Annotated in this window: 17 protein-coding genes; 4 read left to right on the forward strand and 13 right to left on the reverse strand. The window is 72.4% G+C overall.

What is annotated here, in order from left to right:
* Positions 1-12: 12 nt before the first annotated feature.
* The 3 genes from D581_RS0135100 to D581_RS01000000138195 all read right to left on the reverse strand — a co-directional run bounded on the left by D581_RS0135100 (position 13) and on the right by D581_RS01000000138195 (position 3,120).
* A complete protein-coding gene (locus tag D581_RS0135100) occupies positions 13-711 on the reverse strand; it encodes a TetR/AcrR family transcriptional regulator C-terminal domain-containing protein (protein ID WP_018961794.1) in 699 nt (232 codons plus the stop codon).
* Positions 712-1,050: 339 nt separating this feature from the next.
* Positions 1,051-1,932 (reverse strand): glycoside hydrolase family 19 protein, encoded by an 882-nt coding sequence (locus tag D581_RS0135105; protein ID WP_026291187.1) that lies wholly within the window; start codon positions 1,930-1,932, stop codon positions 1,051-1,053.
* A gap of 303 nt (positions 1,933-2,235) precedes the next feature.
* A complete protein-coding gene (locus D581_RS01000000138195; RefSeq protein WP_469225319.1) occupies positions 2,236-3,120 on the reverse strand; it encodes a glycoside hydrolase family 19 protein in 885 nt (294 codons plus the stop codon).
* A 367-nt stretch (positions 3,121-3,487) separates the two neighbouring features.
* Between D581_RS01000000138195 and D581_RS0135115 the strand changes: the two genes are divergently transcribed.
* Positions 3,488-4,873, forward strand: coding sequence for an MFS transporter (locus D581_RS0135115; RefSeq protein WP_469225320.1), 1,386 nt, complete (start codon positions 3,488-3,490; stop codon positions 4,871-4,873).
* 116 nt (positions 4,874-4,989) lie between these two features.
* On the opposite strand, the gene D581_RS0135120 is transcribed toward D581_RS0135115, so the two are convergent.
* The gene (locus D581_RS0135120; RefSeq protein ID WP_026291188.1) at positions 4,990-6,273 is read right to left on the reverse strand and encodes an adenylosuccinate synthase; all 1,284 of its coding nucleotides are present in this window, start codon (positions 6,271-6,273) and stop codon (positions 4,990-4,992) included.
* 186 nt (positions 6,274-6,459) lie between these two features.
* On the opposite strand from D581_RS0135120, the gene D581_RS0135125 reads away from it, so the two are divergent.
* The 3 genes from D581_RS0135125 (at position 6,460) to D581_RS0135135 (ending at position 8,132) form a co-directional block, all read left to right on the forward strand.
* The gene (locus D581_RS0135125; protein ID WP_018961799.1) at positions 6,460-7,350 is read left to right on the forward strand and encodes a hypothetical protein; all 891 of its coding nucleotides are present in this window, start codon (positions 6,460-6,462) and stop codon (positions 7,348-7,350) included.
* Positions 7,351-7,383: 33 nt separating this feature from the next.
* Complete coding sequence (locus D581_RS0135130; protein WP_018961800.1) at positions 7,384-7,656, forward strand: DUF1876 domain-containing protein; 273 nt, start codon at positions 7,384-7,386, stop codon at positions 7,654-7,656.
* Between the two features lie 134 nt (positions 7,657-7,790).
* Positions 7,791-8,132, forward strand: coding sequence for a hypothetical protein (locus D581_RS0135135; RefSeq protein ID WP_018961801.1), 342 nt, complete (start codon positions 7,791-7,793; stop codon positions 8,130-8,132).
* A 16-nt stretch (positions 8,133-8,148) separates the two neighbouring features.
* On the opposite strand, the gene D581_RS0135140 is transcribed toward D581_RS0135135, so the two are convergent.
* The 9 genes from D581_RS0135140 to D581_RS0135180 form a co-directional block, all read right to left on the reverse strand.
* Positions 8,149-9,354, reverse strand: coding sequence for a cytochrome P450 (locus D581_RS0135140; RefSeq protein WP_018961802.1), 1,206 nt, complete (start codon positions 9,352-9,354; stop codon positions 8,149-8,151).
* Positions 9,355-9,583: 229 nt separating this feature from the next.
* Positions 9,584-10,252 (reverse strand): response regulator, encoded by a 669-nt coding sequence (locus tag D581_RS0135145; protein WP_018961803.1) that lies wholly within the window; start codon positions 10,250-10,252, stop codon positions 9,584-9,586.
* The gene (locus tag D581_RS0135150) at positions 10,249-11,607 is read right to left on the reverse strand and encodes a sensor histidine kinase (protein WP_026291189.1); all 1,359 of its coding nucleotides are present in this window, start codon (positions 11,605-11,607) and stop codon (positions 10,249-10,251) included. The genes D581_RS0135145 and D581_RS0135150 overlap by 4 nt, the downstream gene beginning before the upstream one ends.
* Before the next feature lie 141 nt (positions 11,608-11,748).
* Positions 11,749-12,576: an NAD(P)H-binding protein gene (locus D581_RS0135155; RefSeq protein ID WP_018961805.1), complete on the reverse strand. Its 828-nt coding sequence runs from the start codon at positions 12,574-12,576 to the stop codon at positions 11,749-11,751.
* Positions 12,577-12,682: 106 nt separating this feature from the next.
* Entirely contained in the window at positions 12,683-13,588 is a 906-nt protein-coding gene (locus D581_RS0135160; protein ID WP_018961806.1) for an alpha/beta hydrolase, read from the reverse strand.
* A gap of 122 nt (positions 13,589-13,710) precedes the next feature.
* The gene (kynU, locus tag D581_RS0135165) at positions 13,711-14,988 is read right to left on the reverse strand and encodes a kynureninase (RefSeq protein WP_018961807.1); all 1,278 of its coding nucleotides are present in this window, start codon (positions 14,986-14,988) and stop codon (positions 13,711-13,713) included.
* Positions 14,981-15,829: a tryptophan 2,3-dioxygenase family protein gene (locus tag D581_RS0135170; RefSeq protein WP_018961808.1), complete on the reverse strand. Its 849-nt coding sequence runs from the start codon at positions 15,827-15,829 to the stop codon at positions 14,981-14,983. The genes kynU and D581_RS0135170 overlap by 8 nt, the downstream gene beginning before the upstream one ends.
* A 336-nt stretch (positions 15,830-16,165) precedes the next feature.
* Positions 16,166-16,579, reverse strand: coding sequence for a DUF3151 domain-containing protein (locus D581_RS0135175; protein ID WP_018961809.1), 414 nt, complete (start codon positions 16,577-16,579; stop codon positions 16,166-16,168).
* Positions 16,580-16,666: 87 nt separating this feature from the next.
* Positions 16,667-18,166: a DHA2 family efflux MFS transporter permease subunit gene (locus tag D581_RS0135180; RefSeq protein WP_018961810.1), complete on the reverse strand. Its 1,500-nt coding sequence runs from the start codon at positions 18,164-18,166 to the stop codon at positions 16,667-16,669.
* Positions 18,167-18,313: the final 147 nt, after the last annotated feature.

The following is an 18,313-nucleotide window of genomic DNA, read 5'->3' on the forward strand; positions in this document are numbered from 1 at the left end:
CGGGAACAGCCGTCAGACGTTGTCGGAGAGCTGGGCCTCCAGGCCGTCGAGAACGAGCTTCACGCCCAGGTGGAAGTTCTCCTCCCAGCTCTCGTCGAGCATGTACTCGTACTCCACGAGCGTCGGGTACTTGTCCTGCTGCCGGCGCAACTCCTCCTGAGCCGAGGCGCGTTGCGTCATCGACCACTGGAGGTTGGACTGGCTCGCCACGGAGCCCGAGACATGGTTGTACAGCAGCCAGCAGGAGGCCTGGGTCTGCTGTGCGTCGAACCCGGCGCGCGACAGCGTCGCCTGCAGAAACTCCAACCACGTGAGGAAGTTCGGCCCGATAGACGGTCGCCGGCGCAGCGGCAGCGCCGCGCACCATGGGTGCCGCAGGAGCATGGCGCGACACCCGGAGAGGAGGGCCACGACGTTCTCCCGCCAGTTCTCGTCTTCCCCGTCAGGGTTCAGGGCCTCGGCGAAGATGGCATCGGTCGCCAGGTCGACGACATCGTCCTTCGTGTCGATGTGCCAGTACAGCGTCGTGGCGCCGACGCCGAGACGCTCTGCCAGATGGCGCATGGTCAGCCGCTCCATGCCCTCCTCGTCCAGCAGGGCGACCGCCGCCTCCGTGATGCGCTCCCTGCTCAGCGGCGGCTCATGGCGCGGCGCAGGCGGCTGACGCAGCCAGACACTCTGCCCCGAGCCCGAATCCGAGCCCGAGCCCATACGACCGTTCCCCCGTGACTTTCCCACGCTGATACACACCAACCTTTCCGGGACATCGTACGCAGGGACGGCATCGACGCCGCCGACGCCGCCGATGCCGTCCCTGCGGTGCCGCCTGACGCACGGGCGCCTCTTACCCGAGGTGGTCCACTCGCCGCGGGGACACCGTGAGGAGAGCGCGCACCGCCGTGGTCGCGATCGGCGCAGGGGCCGGCGCGCGCTGCACCGGACGCCGAAACGGGGGTGCACCCGGCGCGAGCCGGATGCACCCCCGTTCTGGATGGGGCCTTCAGGGGCCCCTCAGCAGCCCGCACGGGCCGGTGAGGGGCGTGGGAGCGGTCAGCAGCTCAGGTTCGGACCGGTGGTGGTGCCGAGGATCTGGGTGAACTGCGTGAACTTGTTGATGCGGCTCTGGACCTGCGCCGGGTTGCCGCCGTTGCACTCCAGGGCGCCGTTGATCGAGCGGATCGTCTCGCCGAAGCCGGCGTTGTTGACGATGGCGTTGTGCGGGGTCATGGTGCCGGGGCCGTTCTGGGTGTTCCAGTACCAGAGGCCGGTCTTCCACGCCACGGCCGGGTCCTGCTCCACCAGGTACGGGTTGGCGAGCAGGTTGATGCCCAGGGCGTCACCGGCGGCCTTGTAGTTGAAGTTCCAGCTCAGCTGGATCGGGCCGCGGCCGTAGTAGGCGGCCTGGCCGGCCGGGCAGCCGTACGACTGCGTGGTGTCGCAGTAGTGCGGGTAGTTCGCCTCGTTGACTTCCTTGATGTAGTACAGCCCGCCGGTCTCGTGGCTGACGTTGGCGAGGAAGGCCGCGGCCTCGCGCTTCTTCACCTCGTCGCTGCCGGAGTTGGCGAAGGCCGGGAAGGCGCTCAGGGCGTCGGTGAGGCCCTTGTACGTGTAGAAGGCGTTCCGGTTCGGGAACATCTGGTTGAACTGGGCCTCGCTGACGACGAAGCCGTTCTCGCCCGGGTTCTCGCCGCCGGTGCCGCAGGCACCCTTGTCGGCCCAGACGTCCGACGTGCCCGGACGCTCGTTCTGGGTCCACCACTTCGCGGTGTAGTTGCGGCCGTTGTACGAGACCGCGCCGCCGTTCGTGTAGACGGAGGAGGAGCTCCAGGCCGTGGCGCAGGTGGCTGCCTGCGCGGTGGTGGCGGGAAGAACGATGAGCGCCGCGACGATCGCGGCTAGCGCGACCAGCAGACTCATGGCACGTCGGATCACGTGATCACACTCCTTGGACGCGGCGCGACGTCCGGCCTGCGCCGCAGTGGGGGTGCCGACACTCAAGCGAGGATGGTCTGGACCTGTCAAGGTCTAGACCACCCTCGGAAAAGGTGCTGGTTCCACCGGTTCCGGCCGCCGCCGAGCGGGGCGATCGCGTCAAGGGGGCCCTCAACAGCCGCTATTGCGGAAGGTGTCCATCCGGAGCCCCCGCGAACGGGGGCGGAACCGAAGGTAAAATCTTCCGGCCCGCCCAGCATGCGGACGGTTCCGGGCGGCCTGCGGGCACCGGAACCGGCAGGCTCAGCAGGTGAGTCCGGCTCCCGGGGCCACTCCGACGATGCCGGTGATGCGCTCGTACCGCTCCACCCGCGCGGTCACCGACCCCGGGTTGCCGCCCTCGCACTCCAGAGCCCCGTTGAGCGAACGGATCGTCTCGCCGAAGCCGGCGCCGCCGACCATCGCGTCGTGGGACGTCATGGTGCCGGGGCCGTTCTGGGTGTTCCAGTACCACAGGGCGGTGGCCCAGGCGACGGACGGATCCCGCTCGACCAGCCAGGGATCGTTCAGCAGGTCGAGCCCGAGGGCGTCCCCGGCGGCCTTGTAGTTGAAGTTCCAGCTGAACATGATCGGGCCGCGTCCGTAGTACGCCTCGCGCCCCGCCGGGCAGCCGAAGGGCTGGGTGTCGTCGCACTTGCGCCAGTAGTTGGCCTCGTTGATCTCCTTGACGTACTTCAGCCCCACCGACTCGAAGTCCGCGTGCGTCAGGAACGCCGCCGCCTCCCGGGCCCGCGTCTGCGGCGTACCGACGTTGGCGAAGCGCGGGTAGGCGTGCAGCGCGTCGATCAGGCCCTGGTACGTGTAGAAGGGGTCGCGGTCCGGGAAGATCTCGTCGAACCGCTGCTCGCTGATGACGAAGTCGGACACCCCTCCCGTACAGGCGCCCCGGTCCGACCAGGCGGAACCGGCCCCCGGGTTCTCGCCCCGCGTCCACCACTTGGCGCTCCAGTTGCGCCCGTGGTGGGAGACGGTGTCCCCGGCCCGGTAGTCGGCCGAGGCCCTGTGGAGCGGTGCGCAGGGCCCGTCGGCGGGGACGGCGGCCGACGCGGCGGGGGCCGCCGTCACGAGAGCGGCGGCGAGGGTGACCAGGGCCGCCGGGACGGTCAGGAACCTCTTGGCACGAACGATGCGATCGATGCGGTTCAGGGCTGCTCACTCCTTCGGTGCGGCACACCGAGCATCCCGGCAGGCCGACATGACGGGCCACCACCCAAGCCCGCCTGGTCTGGACCTGTCAAGGTCTAGACCAGCCATGCCCGAAGCCATGCCCGAAGCCCCGCCCGGATCTCACCGAAGCCCCGCCCGGAACCCACCGCAACCCCGCCCGAAGCCGCCCGAAGCCCCACCCGGGTTCACCCGGGGCTGATACCCACCCCGGGTATATGGCCGGTCAAGCCATTGTGGCGAGTGACGCCCCCTCCATAGCGTCGTCGGGGTGATAACCGCGCACCCCCGCCGCCAGGCCGCACTCGTCGTTCTCTGCTTCGTCCAGTTCATGCTGGTGCTGGACGACACCGTCGTGAACGTCGCCCTCCCCAGCATCAGGAGCGACCTCGGCTTCAGCACCACGGACCTGACCTGGGTCGCCAACGCGTACTTCCTCGCCTTCGGCGGACTGCTGCTGCTCTTCGGCCGCCTCGGCGACCTGATCGGCCGCCGCCGGGTCTTCCTCTGGGGCGTGATCCTGTTCGGCGCCGCGAGCCTGCTCTGCGGACTCGCCCAGGAACCCTGGCAGCTCGTGGCCGGACGGTTCGCCCAGGGAGCGGGCGCGGCCATGTCCAGCCCGGCGGCCCTGGCGCTGATCACCCTGCTCTTCCCCGGCCGCAAGGAGCGCGCCAAGGCGCTCGGCATCTGGGGCGCCATCGCCGGCCTCGGCGGCACCACCGGGGTGGTGATCTCCGGGGCGCTCACCGGACTGGCGTCCTGGCGCTGGATCTTCCTGATCAATCTGCCGGTCGCCGTCCTGGCCCTGGTGCTCCTGCCCCGCCTGGTCGGCGAGAGCCGCACCGACCGCCCCACCCGGCTGGACGTCCCGGGCGCGCTGCTGGGCACCGGTGCCGTCGTCTCCCTGGTCTACGCCCTGCTCCAGACCGAGCATGCAAGCTGGAGCGACCTGTCGGTCGTGGCGCCGCTGCTGCTCGGCACCGCCCTGGGGGCCCTCTTCCTCCTGGTCGAGGCACGCACGGCGGATCCGCTCATCCCGCTGTCCTTCCTCTCCGTCAGGATCCGCGCGGTCTCCAACGCCGCGGGCCTGCTCTTCGCCGCCGCCTTCTTCTCCTTGTCCTTCCTGCTGATGCTGCATCTGCAGACGGTGCTGGGATACGGGCCGCTCAAGGCCGGCTTCGGCTTCCTGCCCTACGGCGCGGGCATCCTCACCGGCGTCTGGTGCTCCTCCCGCCTGGCGGTCAGGCTCGGACTGCGGTGGGCCCTGGTACTGGCGTTCCTGATCAGCGCGGGCGGGCTCCTGCTGCTCTCCGGGGTCTCGCCGAACGACAGCTACGCGATCGGCGTGCTGCCCGGCATGCTGGTGGTGAGCTTCGGCTCCGGCCTCGGCTTCCCCGCCCTCGCCATCGCCGGGGTCTCCGGCACCGACGAGGAGAACGCCGGCCTCGGATCGGCGGTCCTCAGCTCGGTGCAGCAGATCGGCGGCGCCGTGGGACTGGCCGTCCTGGTCTCCGTGGCCACCCGGCGCAGCGAGGAGCTGACCGGTTCCGTCGGCCCGCTGCGCGCGGCGACGGAAGGGTTCTCCCTGACGCTCACCATCGCCGCCGGGCTGCTCGTCCTCGGCGCCGCGCTCATCGCCGTACTCCTAGCCAAGGACGGCGCGGCACAGCCGGAATCCGCCGCGCGGGAGCCGTCACCGAAACCGGTGCGGCGGTGAACGGGAGAGCGCGTGAACGCGAGAGCGCGTGAACGCGAGAGCGCGTGAACGCGAGCGGCGGCGGACGACGGGTCATGCCCGTCGTCCGCCGCCGCCGCGGTGTACCCGCCCGTTCCCTACAGGAACGAGTTGATCTCGATGGTCTCGGTCCGGCCGGGGCCGACGCCGATCGCGGAGATCGGAGCGCCCGACATCTCCTCCAGGGCCTTCACGTAACCCTGCGCGTTCTTCGGCAGGTCGGCGAAGGTCTTGGCCTTCGTGATGTCCTCGGACCAGCCCGGCAGGTTCTCGTAGATCGGCTTCGCGTGGTGGAAGTCGGTCTGGTTGTACGGGAGTTCCTCGACGCGCTTGCCGTCGATCTCGTACGCCACGCAGACCGGGATCTGCTCCCAGCCGGTGAGGACGTCCAGCTTGGTGAGGAAGAAGTCGGTCAGGCCGTTGACCCGGGTCGCGTACCGCGCGATCGGGGCGTCGAACCAGCCGCAGCGGCGGTCACGGCCGGTGGTGACACCGCGCTCGCCGCCGATGCGCCGCAGCGCCTCGCCGTCCTCGTCGTGCAGCTCCGTCGGGAACGGGCCGGCCCCGACCCGCGTCGTATAGGCCTTGAGGATGCCGATGACCCGGCTGATCTTCGTCGGGCCCACGCCGGCGCCGGTGCAGGCGCCGCCCGCGGTCGGGTTCGACGAGGTGACGAAGGGGTACGTGCCGTGGTCGACGTCGAGCAGGGTGCCCTGGCCGCCCTCGAAGAGGACGACCTTGCCCTCGTCGATGGCATCGTTCAGGATCAGGGTCGTGTCGGCGACGAACGGCTTGATCTGCTCCGCGTACTGGAGCATGTCCTCGACTACCTTGCCGGCCTCGATGGCCCGGCGGTTGAAGACCTTGGCCAGGAGCTGGTTCTTCTGCTCCAGGGCCGCCTCCACCTTCTGCACCAGGATCGACTCGTCGTAGAGGTCCTGGACGCGGATCCCCACCCGGTTGATCTTGTCGGCGTACGTCGGACCGATGCCCCGGCCCGTCGTGCCGATCTTGCGCTTCCCCAGGAAGCGCTCGGTCACCTTGTCGAGCGTGACGTTGTACGGAGTGATCAAATGAGCGTTGCCGCTGATCAGAAGCTTGGACGTGTCGACGCCTCGCTCGTTCAGACCGCTCAGCTCGGAGAGCAGGACCGCCGGGTCGACCACGACACCGTTCCCGATGACCGGGGTACACCCCGGCGACAGGATTCCGGAGGGGAGGAGATGCAGTGCGTACTTCTGGTCGCCCACGACGACCGTGTGACCGGCGTTGTTACCGCCTTGGTATCGCACGACATAGTCCACGGATCCACCGAGGAGGTCGGTGGCCTTCCCCTTGCCCTCGTCACCCCACTGAGCACCGAGCAGCACAAGTGCGGGCACAGGCGTACACCCCTTCCGGGCGGGGCATGTCCAAGGTCAGGGGGCGTACGTAAAGGTCGTACCTGCCGTACGACGATGTACGGCAAAGCCTGAGCCGTCGAACCGGGTGCCCCGGAATAGACGAAGCCCCTGGCGCAATAGCGCAAGGGGCTCTTGCACCAAGATGCTACCCGAGGAAGGACCGAGGTGTCGGCTGCAGAGCCCCCCGGCGACGGAGACGACCAGCTCCTGGTGGTCATCGACCCGGTCGCCCGCCGGACCGACGGCGAGTCCGTCCGTATCGCCAAGGACGTGCTGAGCGCCGGCTCGCACGCCAAGATCTGCCTTCCGGACACCCCCGAGGAGTTCGCCCGGGCCCTGACCCGGCGGGGTTCGCGCAGGCCCGTGGTGGTCGGCGACGATCACGCGCTGCTGCGCGCCGTGGCCCAGCTCCACCGCGAACGGGAGCTGGCCGACGGCGTCCTCTCCCTGATCCCCGTCGGCGCGGCGCACGCCCTGGAGGTCGCCCACGCCCTCGGCGTCCCACGGGGCGCCGTGGCGGCCGCACGGACCGCGCTGGACGGCACGGTGCGACGCCTGGACCTCCTGGTCGACGACAGCGACGGCGTCGTCCTCGACCGCCTCCGCATCCCCGCCCCGGCCCCGCCGCCCGGACCGGGGGGCCCGGGGGGCCCGCACACGGGCGTCACGGCCGTCTGGGACACCTGCCGCTCGCTGATGACGTCCCTGGTCCGCCCGGCCCCGGTGGCCGCCAGCACGCACCCGGGCACGCACCGGCTGCGCGTCGAGGCGGACGGGGTGATGCTGAGCGACCTGGACACGCCGGTACGGGGCGTCCAGGTGACCTCCCAGGGCGGCGGGGGCCTGGCCGACGTCGTCGTCCGCGCCGCCTCGGGCGAGGACGTCACGGCGGAGGCCAAGGCGGTCACGGTCTCCGGCGCGGACTTCCGCTACCGGGCGGACATACGGACCGGGGGGCCGGTGCGCACCCGGACCTGGACGGTCCGGGCGGGCGCCTGGGGGCTGATGCTGCCGGGCCCGGCGAGCGCGGACGGGGCAGGGGGCGCACGCTGGTAGAAGACGGCCCGAGACGTCCCGGAGGTGACCGTCATGACCAGGATCGCTGTCGGATGGCACATCGACCTCGAATTCGAGGAGGACACCCACCGCACCCGCGCGGCGGCGCTCGTCCGCCTCTCCGACGGAACAGAGGTACGCGCCCACGGCTACGCCAGCCGCCATCCCTCGGACTCCGACCAGCAGCGGGTCGGCGAGGAGATCGCGGGGGCCAGAGCGCTGAACGAACTGGCGATGAAACTGCTGACCAAGGCGCACGACGAGATCGACGAGGCGTCGGGCCGACGGTCGTACCCGCTGACGTAGCACGGGGCTCCGCCCTGGCCCCCGCTCCTCAATCGCCGGAGGGGCTGAGTGTGCCGGCGTTCGAGGAGCGGAGGCCCGGGGGCAGCGCCCCCGTAAACGGAACCGCGCTCGCACCCCGCCGCGTCCTCCACCGTATGGAGATCCAGAACTCACGGCGGGAAGCCGTCGTCGGAACCGCCGGCTGTCTGACCGCCTTCGCCGGAGCGCTCGCGGGCATCGTGCTCTGGGCCCCGCACGGCAAGGGCGGCCTCCTCGACGGCTTCGAGGGCGCCTCCAACTGGAACGTTCTCTGGATCGGCCTGCCCCTCATGATCCTCGGCGGGATCGCGGCGGCCCTGGCCGTGTTCTTCCTGGCCCGGGGCGACTGGAAGCGGGCGCTCGGCCTCGTCGCGGCCATCGCCGCACTCTTCGCGGTCGGCGTCGGCGTGGACGCGCTGGCCGGAGCGCCGAGGCCGGAGTGCTACGACCCCTGCTGAGCCACCCGCGCAGGCGCTACACCTCCGCCCGCAGCTCCTTCAGCCCCCGGATCACATACCCCGGCTGCCACGCGGGCTCGGCCGTCATCCGCAGGGCCGGCGCCTTGCGGAGCAGCTCCCCGAAGGAGGCCGCCAGCTCCAGCCGGGCCAGCGGGGCGCCCAGGCAGAAGTGGATGCCCGCCCCGAAGGTGATGTGCGGGTTGTCCTCCCGGGACAGGTCCAGCGTGTCCGGGCGCGCGAACCGCTCCGGGTCCCGGTTGGCCGAGCCGAACAGCAGCGCCACCTCCGCGCCCCGCCCGATCACCTGGCCGTCGATCTCGATGTCGTCGAGCACCCAGCGCTCGAACATCTGCAACGGGGTGTCGTAGCGCAGCAGTTCCTCGATCGCGGTGGGCAGCAGCGCGGGGTCGGCGCGCAGGGCGGCCAGCTGCTCCGGGTGGTGGAAGAGCGTGCGCCAGCCGTTGACGGTGGTGTTCACCGTCGCCTCGTGGCCCGCGTTCAGCAGGAGCACACAGGTCGAGATCATCTCCTGCTCGGTCAGCCGCTCGCCCTCGTCGTGGGCGGCGATGAGCGCCGAGATCAGGTCCTCGCCGGGGTCGGCGCGCCGCTCGGCGATGAGCCCGCGCAGATACGCGGAGAAGTCGACGGAGGCGCGGACGGCGGCCTCGGCCGTCTCCTCGGACGGATGCAGCTCGAACATCCCGCAGATCGCCGCCGACCAGGGCCGCAGCAGCCCCCGGTCCGCCTCCGGAACGCCCAGCATCTCCGCGATCACGGCGACCGGCAGCGGCTCCGCGACCTCCGCGAGAAGGTCCCCGCCGCCCTTGGCCACGAAGGCGTCGACCAGCTCGGCCGCCAGCCGCCGTACGGTCGGGGCGAGGTTCTCGACCGTACGCGGGGTGAACGCCTTGGAGATCAGCCGTCGGATCCGGGGATGGTCCGGGGCCTCCAGATCGAGGATGCCCTGCCCGTTGAGCGTGGTGAACGGCTCGTGCGCGGCGGGCGGCGGGGTCCGGCCGAACTCCTCGTGGCTGAAGCGGTGCAGATACGTCCGGCCGAGGCGACGGTCGCGCAGCAGGGCCGATACGTCGGAGTGGTGCGGGATCAGCCACTGCCCCGTCGGCTCGAACCAGTGCGCCCGGCCGGCGGCGCGCAGCGCGGTGTAGGCGGGGTAGGGATCGGCGACGAACGCGGGCGACCAGGGATCGAAGGACACGTGCATGACCCGACGCTACCCGCGCCCGCCGCCACCGCAAGGGGTGATCCCGGCGGAGCGGTCCCGGGGCCGCCCGCCGCCACCACTGGAGGTGATCTGCCCGGGCCCCCGGGCCTCCCGGGTACCGCCCGCGGTCACCGCGAGAGGCGCGCCTGCCCGGCGGTCCCGGGGCCGCCCGCCACCACCGCGAGAGGTGCGACGGTCCCGGGCGGTCCCGGGACCGTCGCAAAAGCCGCTACCCGGGCGTCACCAGCCGCGCCTCGTAGGCGAACACCGCCGCCTGGGTCCGGTCGCGCAGCCCCAGCTTCACCAGGATGCGGCTGACGTGCGTCTTGATCGTGGACTCGGCGACGATCAGATGCGAGGCGATCTCCGCGTTGGAGAGCCCCTGTGCGATCAGGACGAGCACCTCCGTCTCGCGTTCGGTGAGATCGCCGATCCGGGCCAGGGCGGGCGGGCGCGGGGTCTCCGCGAGCTTGGAGAACTCGGTGATCAGCCGCCGGGTCACCGTCGGGGCGAGCAGCGCCTCGCCCGAGGCCACCACCCGTACCCCGTCGGCGAGCTGGCGGGCGGACGCGTCCTTGAGGAGGAAGCCCGAGGCCCCGGCCCGCAGCGCCTGGTAGACGTACTCGTCGAGGTCGAAGGTCGTCAGCACCAGCACCTTCGCATCGGCGTCCCGCGCGACGATCTCGCGGGTCGCCTCGATGCCGTTCATCTCCGGCATGCGGATGTCCATCAGGACCACGTCCGGGCGGAGGGCGGCGACCTGGGCGAGGGCCTGACGCCCGTCGACCGCCTCGCCGACGACGGTGATCCCCGGCATCGCGTTGAGCAGGACCGAGAAGCCCTCGCGGACCATCATCTGGTCGTCGACGATCAGGACCCGGATGTCGGTGTCGCTCATGCGCCGCCGCCCCGTTCGACGACGACCGTGTCCGCGTCGCCCGTCGCGCCCGTCGTGTCCGCCGTGCCGCCGGCCGTCTCCCGCGGCTCCGGCACGTCCGACAGCGGTACGGGGAGGAACACGGCGATCTCGTATCCGCCGTCCCCCGTCGCCCCGGCCGTCATCTCCCCGTTCAGCATCGCGACCCGCTCCCGCATCCCGGTGATCCCGTGCCCGGCCCCCGGCGAGGGCTTGACCAGACCGCGCGGGGGCCCGTTGACCACCCGCAGCCCGAGCCCGCCGAGGACATAGCCGAGCTCGACCCGGGCGGAGGCGCCCGGCGCGTGCCGCAGGCTGTTGCTCAGGGCCTCCTGGACGATCCGGTACGCCGACAGCTCGACGCCCTGCGGCAGCTCGCGGACGGCCCCGGTGATCACCTTCTCCGTCTCCAGGCCCGTCTCGCGGACGTTGTCCAGGAGCCCGTCGAGCGCGGCGAGGGTGGGCTGCGGGGCGTCGGGGGCCTCGTAGTCCTCCGCCCGTACGACCCCGAGGACGCGGCGCAGCTCGGTGAGGGCGGCCACCGCGTTCTCCCGGATGGTGACGAAGGCCTGCTCCAGCTCCGGCGGCGGGTTCTCGACCCGGTAGGGGGCGGCCTCGGCCTGGATCGCGACCACCGACATGTGGTGGGCCACCACGTCGTGCAGCTCCCGGGCGATGGTGGTGCGCTCCTCCAGCAGGGTGCGCCGGTCCCGCTCGACGGCGGTCACGGTGCGCTGCACGGTGACCTCGCGCTCGGCGTCGCGCCGGATCTGGAAGACGGCGACGACGAGCAGCGCGAAGGCGGAGAGCGTCGCCAGGGGTGCGGTGATGGACGGGTCGCCGCCCTCCAGCAGCATCCCGAAGAGCAGGGTCAGCAGCCACATCCAGGCGGCCGTGCGGGGCCGGGTCCGGGCGGCCACGACCACCATGACCACCACCTGGGCCCCGAAGGCGCTCGGCCCCCACAGCCCCTCGCTGCCCAGGACCCCGCAGAAGACGGTCGCCAGCATCGAGGCCCAGAACGCCGCGACCGGCCTGAGGAGGGTCATCGCCACCGCGATCGCGGGGACCAGGCCCATCAGGAGGCGGAACCGCCACTCGGCGAAGCCGGCCATCATCACGAGGAAGGCGGCGAACAGCACCAGTGCGTGCGGGGTCCAGACGACGACCCTGCGTATCCCCTCGGGCAGCCGCCGGATCAGCCGTCCGTCGGGGTTCAGCGGCGGCAGGGGGCGATAGGCGAGCGCCTGGCGGAAGAGGTCCTCCCGCAGGCCGTCCATCGCCCCTGCGGCTGCCCGGAACTCCGGGCCACGGTTCTTTGTCTGGGTCTCGGTCACGCTTCCACGGTAGGCGGCGGCGGACGGCGGGTCGTCACCATCGCTACGGATTCCGGGGCGTCCCTCTCAAGGACTACCCGGCTGACCACCCGCCTCCGCCGCCCCGCGCCAGGGGCCGGAAAACCCCTGGTGGCAGCCTTCTCAGGCCCCCGCGCGGAAGTGGTCCGCGTGCTCCTGCGCCCACTGCGCGAAGGTCCGGGCCGGCCGCCCGGTGACCTTCTCCACCGTGTCGATCACGGTCCGGCCCTCCGCCGGGGTGTCCCGGTAGACGTCGATGAGGAACGCGATCACGTCCTCCGGCATGCCCTGGCCCCGCCAGGCCTCCAGCGCCTGCTCCTCGGTCAGCTCGACCAGCTCCACGTCCGCGCCCCGCGCCGCCGCGATGGCCGCCGTCTTGTCGGCGACGGTCAGCGCCTGCGGCCCGGTGATCAGGTACTCCTGGCCGCCGTGGCCGTCCTCCGTGAGGGCCGCCGCCGCCACCGCCCCGATGTCCGCCTCGTGGACCATCGCGCTCAGCCGGCTCACGAAGGGCTCGCGCACCACGCCCTCGCTCCTGATGCCGGGCGCCCACTCCAGCGCGTTCGCCATGAACTCCACCGGCATCACGACGGCCCAGGCGAAGTCGCTCGCCCGCACCGCCGCCTCCATCGGGGTCTCCCCGCCACCGTGGAGCACGGTCACCCGGCGCACGCCGGCCTTCCGGGCCAGGGCGAGGATCTCCTCACCGGTCTCCAGCGGGGCGAAGAGCTCGCCGCCGAAGGTGATGAGGTGCAGCCCGCTCACCCCGTCCAGCGCGGCGCCCAGCGACCCCGGGTCCGTGAGGTCGCCCGCGACGACGTCGACCCCGTCCGGGAACTCCGCCCGCGCCGGGTCGCGGGTCAGGGCCCGGACGTGCTCGCCGCGCTCCAGCAGCTGCTCGACCACGCGGCGTCCGACCGTTCCCGTGGCTCCGGTCACCAGGATCGTCATGAGGTTCCCCTTCGTCGGTACCGGCTCCCTCTGAGCGGCAACAGGACCAACGTAGAGACCCTTGCGGACACCTTCCGTCCGCAACTCGGCTCCCCGGCCGACCGGCTCACCAGGCGAGCTGGGTGATCTCCTCGGCCACGACGGCGCAGGCGTCGGCGGCGGGATCGATCAGCGGGAAGTGCCCGACGCCGCCGAGCAGCGTCAGCCCCACCATCTCGCCGGACCTGGCCGCCGCGTCGACGTACGCCTCGGAGACGGCCTGCGGCACGACGATGTCCTCGACGCCCTGCACGATCGCGGTGGCGATCCCGGTCGGCAGCAGCACCCCGGGGTCGGACTGCGCCACCCGGCCCTCGAAGCCGACTTCCCCGCCCAGGAGTTGGGCGAACGCACCGCCGCACACCCCCAGTTCGGCCGCCACCGTGAAGTCCGCGATCGGGGCCAGGGCGACGACCCCGCGCAGCGGCGGCGGGGCGGGCAGCCGCCACGGCGACCCCTCGGGCAGGACGTGCCGCGCCGCCGCCCACAGGGCGAGGTGCCCGCCCGCCGAGTGCCCGGTGACCACGATCCGCCGCACATCGGCCCCGGGCAGCTCGCGGGCGGCCAGGACGGGCATCGCGTCCATCGCGGCGGCCACGTCGTCGAAGGTCTCCGGCCAGCGCCCCGCGACCGGGTCGACACCGCCCGGCCGGGTGTTCTCCCCGCCGCCGCGCTGCTGCGGGATGTCGTCGCCGCCGCGCCGGTACTCCACGCTCGCCACGGCGAAGCCCCGGCGGGCCAGGAAGTCCGCGAACGGGGAGACATGGGCCCGGTCGTACGTGGTCCGCCAGGCGCCGCCGTGCAGGAGGACGACGAGCGGGGCGCCGGTGCGGCCGTCGCGCGGCGCGTAGAAGTCGACGACCTGGTCGGGGTGGTCCCCGTAGGCGGCGGTCCGGTCGGGCGCGACCTCCGGATGCGCGAGCGCCGACTCCGTCTCGGCGACGTCCCGATCACGCGCGGCAGAATCCGACATGCTGCTCAACCGTCCTATGCCTGTGTCCAGTGCCTGTGCTCTTGCCCAACTGGGCTGACCTGCGGGGACGGTACCAGCACTCGGCACCGTCCCCGCCCGGCCGAACAGACGGTGACGGCCCGTCAGCCGACGGTGTCGCCGGCGACCACATCGGCGACCACATCGGCATCCACCTCGGCGAGCACATCGCCGAGAATCCGCGCCGCCCGTTCCGCGTCGGCGAACCCCACGTACAGCGGGGTGAAGCCGAACCGCAGCACGTCCGGCCGCCGCAGATCGCCGACGACGCCCTGTTCGATCAGCCGGCGCATCACGGGCTCGGCCCCGTCGCAGCGCAGGGCGACCTGGCTGCCGCGTTCGGCGTGCGCGGCCGGGGTGACGGAGGTGACCCGGCCCGCCGGGACGTACGCCTCGACGCACTCCAGGAAGAAGTCCGTCAGGGCGAGGGACTTGGCCCGCACCACGTCGACGGAGACCCCGTCCCACACGTCCAGCGCCGCCTCCAGCGTCAGCATGGAGACGATGTCGGGCGTGCCGACCCGGCCCCGTACGGAACCGTCCGCGGGGGCGTAGTCGGGGGTCATGCCGAACGGGTCGGCGTGCGAGTTCCAGCCCGGCAGCGGCGAGTCGAAGGCGGCCTGGTGGCGCTCGGCGACGTACAGGTACGCGGGCGAACCGGGGCCGCCGTTCAGGTACTTGTAGGTGCAGCCGACCGCGAGGTCCACCCCGTGCTCGTCAAGTCCGACCGGCAGCGCGCCGGCGCTGTGGCAGAGGTCCCACACCACGACCGCCCCCGCCGCGTGGACGGCGGCGGTCAGTCCGGGCAGGTCGTGCAGCCGGCCGGAGCGGTAGTCGACGTGGTTGAGCAGCACGGCGGCGGTACGCGGCCCGAGCGCGGCCGGGACGTCGGCGGGCGCGACGGGCACGATCCGGTGGCCGGTGAGCCGGGCCGCGGACGAGGCGATGTACCCGTCCGTGGGAAAGGTCGTCGCGTCAACCAGGATCTCGTCGCGTCCCTCCCCCGCGAGCCGGCCCGCGGCGACGACGGCCTTGAAGACGTTCACGCTGGTCGAGTCACCGACGACGATCTGCCCGGCGGCGGCCCCGACGAGCGGGGCGATCCGGTCGCCGATCCGCTCGGGCGCGGTCCACCAGCCGCTCTCGTCCCAGGACCGGATGCGCAGCTCGCCCCACTGGCGGGTGAGGACGTCCCTCACGCGGGCGGGGACGTGGACGGGCAGCGCGCCCAGCGAGTTGCCGTCGAGGTAGACGCCGTCGTCGAGGGCGAAGAGCTTCCGCCGCGCGGCGAGCGGATCGGCGGCGTCGAGGACGGCGGCGCGCTCGCGAAGGCCCTGCGCCTCCTCCGCCGCGTTCCTGTCCGTGGTCGTGGTCTCAAACATGGCTGCGCGCCGTCCATAGCTCAGGGAACACGTTCTTCGTGGCGCGCTTCTCCAGCCAGGCCACCCCGGCGGAACCGCCGGTGCCGGTCTTGGAGCCCATCGCGCGCCGGGTGGCGACGAGGTGGTCGTTGCGCCAACGCCAGACGAGCTCGCCGACGTCGGTGAGCAGTTCGCCGAGGCGCACCAGCTCGTCGTTCTGGTCGTCGGAGGCGTAGATCTCCGCCCACACGGCCTCGACCTCGGGCGACGGCTCGTACCGCTTGGTCAGGTCCCGGCCCGTGACCGCCTCGGGGATCGCATAGCCGCGCCGGGCCAGCAGGGCGAGGGTCTCGTCGTACAGGCTGGGCTCCCCGAGCGCCTTCTCCAGCTCGGCGTACACGCGGGGCGCACCCCGGTGCGGCACCAGCATGGAGGCGGACTTGTCTCCGAGCAGGAACTCCATCCGCCGGTACATCGCCGACTGGAAGCCGGAGCCCTCGCCGAGGGAGCCCCGGTAGGAGTTGAACTGGGCGGGGGTGAGTCCGGCCAGCGGCCGCCAGGAGTCGTTGAGCGCCTCCAGCTCGCGCAGCGAACGCTTCAGGGCGTCGCGCGCGACGGGTATGCGGTCCTCGCGCAGGGCGCGGGTCGCGGTCTCCCACTCATGGACGATGACCGTGAACCACAGCTCCATGACCTGGGTGGTGACAAGGAAGACCATCTCGCCGGGATCGTCCGAGCACAGGTGCTGGAGGTGGGTCAGGACATCCGCCTGGACGTAGTCCTCGTACGGAGTCGTTCCCTCGAAGTCCAGGTGCGGGGTGTCCGCACCGGTGGCTTCGGGGTCGGGGTGATTCGTCGACATTTCTGTCTCCTCGACACGAGCTTCCGGGTAGCGGTCCGCCCCTTCCGTGAGGTGATGGAGCTCCGGTCCCCTGCTCGCATACTAGGGCCTCGCTTCGGACCAGGCCGGATCAGGGAGCGGGGTCCGGTGCGTGCAGCTGCAAGGCGGAGGAGGGAGTCATGGCGGAGCCATGCCGACCGACGACAACGCCGGAGGGGGCCCCTCCCTGCTCGAGCGAAGCCGAGAGCTTGGGGGAGTGCGTGCCGGACCCCGCGAGCCCGGCCTGGTCCGAAGCGAGGCCCTGGGCCGCTCCCCGCCCGAGGTGCTTGGGCAGGGAGCGGCTCAGGGGAAGACTGCTCAGCTCAGGATGTCGGCGGCGGTCGGCGAGGAGTCCCGCAGGAACGTCGCGCAGCGCTCGTGCTCCTCGGTCTCCCCGATCGACCCGGCGGCCCGCGCCAGGGCGTGCAGGGCGCGCAGGAAGCCGCGGTTCGGCTCGTGCTCGAACGGGACGGGGCCGTGGCCCTTCCAGCCGGCCCGGCGCAGGGAGTCGAGGCCGCGGTGGTAGCCGGTACGGGCGTACGCGTACGACTCGACGACCCGGCCGCCCTCGAACGCCTCGTCGGCGAGCTGCGCCCAGGCGAGCGAGGAGGTGGGGTACTTCGCGGCGACCTCGGCGGGCGGGGTGCCGGCGGCGAGCAGCTCGCGCGGCTCCGGGTCGTCGGGGAGGTGGGTCGGGGCAGGGCCCCCGAGCAGGTTCTCGTGGATGGACATGGCTCAAGTGTGCCTGCCGCGAGGACCCGGCGGCACCGCGCCCCGACCCGGCCGCCCGGGCTCCGGGGCCTGTCCCACGGGCGTACGTCATCCCTCGCGGCGCTCCGGCTCCAGCGGCGGGGCGACGACCCCGCAGTGCACCGCGCATTCGGGCCGCTCACCGCGGACGGCGGCGGCCGGGGTGCGCACCGTCCACCAGGCGATGACCGCGCCCGCAACCAGCAGCCCGGCGCACATCGGCATCGCCCGCCGGAAGGTCGCGGCGAACTCGCCCGCGTCCCGGTACACCTCGGATCCCATCCCGGCGAGCAGCGGCAGGGCGGCCACCGCGATGAGCCCCGCGGCCCGCGCGGCGGCGTTGTTGATGCCGCTGGCCAGCCCGGCCCGCCCGGCGTCCACGGCGGCCAGGACGGTCGCGGTGAGCGGCGCGACGACCACGACGAGCCCTGCGCCGAGCACCGCTACGGCGGGCAGCACCTCACCGACGTACGAACCGACGGACGGGGTGCCCGGCCCCACCCGCAGCATCAGGAGCATCCCGGCGGCGGCCAGCAGCGGCCCCACCGTGAGGGGGATGCGGGGTCCGATCCGCCGCCCCAGCTCCCCCGACCAGGCGGAGAACAGCAGCATGAGGACCGTGGTCGGCAGCAGCGCGGTACCGGCCCCCAGCGCCGAGTACCCGGCCACCACCTGGAGCTGGATCGCGGAGAGGAAGAAGAAGCCGCCGAGGGCCGCGTAGACGCAGAAGGTCACCAGGTTCACGGAGGTGAACAGCCGGGAGCGGAAGATCGACGGCGGCAGCATGGGATCCGCCCGCCGCCGCTCGACCAGGACGAACGCCGCTCCGAGGGCCACCCCGCCGAGGGCCGACCCGGTCACCACCGGTGACGCGCCCCGCCCCGGGGCCTCGATCAGGGCGTACGTCACCCCGGCGAGGGCCAGCGCCCCGAGGGCGGCCCCCAGCACGTCGAACCGGCCGTGCGCCGCCGGATCCCGCGACTCCGGTACGTGCCGGAGCGCGACGGGCACGCAGATCGCGGCGAGCGGCAGATTGAGCAGGAAGACCCACCGCCACCCGGGCCCGTCGACGAGCCACCCGCCCACGAAGGGCCCCACGGCCGCCCCGACCCCGCCGAACCCGGACCAGAGCCCCACGGCCCGGGCCCGGTCGTCCGGATGGAAGCTCGCCTGGATGAGCGCGAGGGACCCCGGAGTGAGCAGCGCGCCGCCCACCCCTTGCAGGGCCCTGGCGGCGACGAGAACCCCCGCGTTCGGCGCGATCCCGCAGAGCAACGAGGCCACCGCGAACCACACGACCCCCACCACGAACACCCGCCGCCGCCCGTACCGGTCCCCGAGCGCCCCGCCGAGGAGGATCAGCCCGGCGAGCGTGAGCATGTACGCGTTGACGGTCCACTGGAGCGCGGCCATGTCGGTGCCGAGGTCCTCGCCGATGCGGGGCAGGGCCACGTTGATGACCGTGGAGTCCAGCATCGCCATGCCGGAGCCGAGCACGGTGGTCAGAACGACCCACCGCCCGACGGACGAGGCGACCCGGATCTCTCCGGGCGCGGGGGCAGCAGCCATGGGAGCAGCTTGCCCCGCCTCGCCCCGACCCGCACGCCATGGACCGGGGGCGCGGGACTGCGACCCACACGCCACGAACCGGGGCACAATTCCAGCCCCTCCGGCGATTGAGGAGCGGGGGTACGGGGGCAGAGCCCCCGCGACGGG

The sequence above is a fragment of the Streptomyces sp. CNB091 genome, assembly GCF_000377965.1.

Bases quoted from the DNA above. Each gene is read 5' to 3' on its own strand.
- D581_RS0135180 (WP_018961810.1), bottom strand. From the start codon at position 18,166: ATGGCTGCTGCCCCCGCGCCCGGAGAGATCCGGGTCGCCTCGTCCGTC.
- D581_RS0135175 (WP_018961809.1), bottom strand. From the start codon at position 16,579: ATGTCCATCCACGAGAACCTGCTCGGGGGCCCTGCCCCGACCCACCTC.
- D581_RS0135115 (WP_469225320.1), top strand. From the start codon at position 3,488: ATGCTGGTGCTGGACGACACCGTCGTGAACGTCGCCCTCCCCAGCATC.
- D581_RS0135135 (WP_018961801.1), top strand. From the start codon at position 7,791: ATGGAGATCCAGAACTCACGGCGGGAAGCCGTCGTCGGAACCGCCGGC.
- D581_RS0135170 (WP_018961808.1), bottom strand. From the start codon at position 15,829: ATGTCGACGAATCACCCCGACCCCGAAGCCACCGGTGCGGACACCCCG.
- D581_RS0135160 (WP_018961806.1), bottom strand. From the start codon at position 13,588: ATGTCGGATTCTGCCGCGCGTGATCGGGACGTCGCCGAGACGGAGTCG.
- D581_RS0135145 (WP_018961803.1), bottom strand. From the start codon at position 10,252: ATGAGCGACACCGACATCCGGGTCCTGATCGTCGACGACCAGATGATG.
- D581_RS0135130 (WP_018961800.1), top strand. From the start codon at position 7,384: ATGACCAGGATCGCTGTCGGATGGCACATCGACCTCGAATTCGAGGAG.
- D581_RS0135155 (WP_018961805.1), bottom strand. From the start codon at position 12,576: ATGACGATCCTGGTGACCGGAGCCACGGGAACGGTCGGACGCCGCGTG.
- kynU (WP_018961807.1), bottom strand. From the start codon at position 14,988: ATGTTTGAGACCACGACCACGGACAGGAACGCGGCGGAGGAGGCGCAG.
- D581_RS0135100 (WP_018961794.1), bottom strand. From the start codon at position 711: ATGGGCTCGGGCTCGGATTCGGGCTCGGGGCAGAGTGTCTGGCTGCGT.
- D581_RS0135140 (WP_018961802.1), bottom strand. From the start codon at position 9,354: ATGCACGTGTCCTTCGATCCCTGGTCGCCCGCGTTCGTCGCCGATCCC.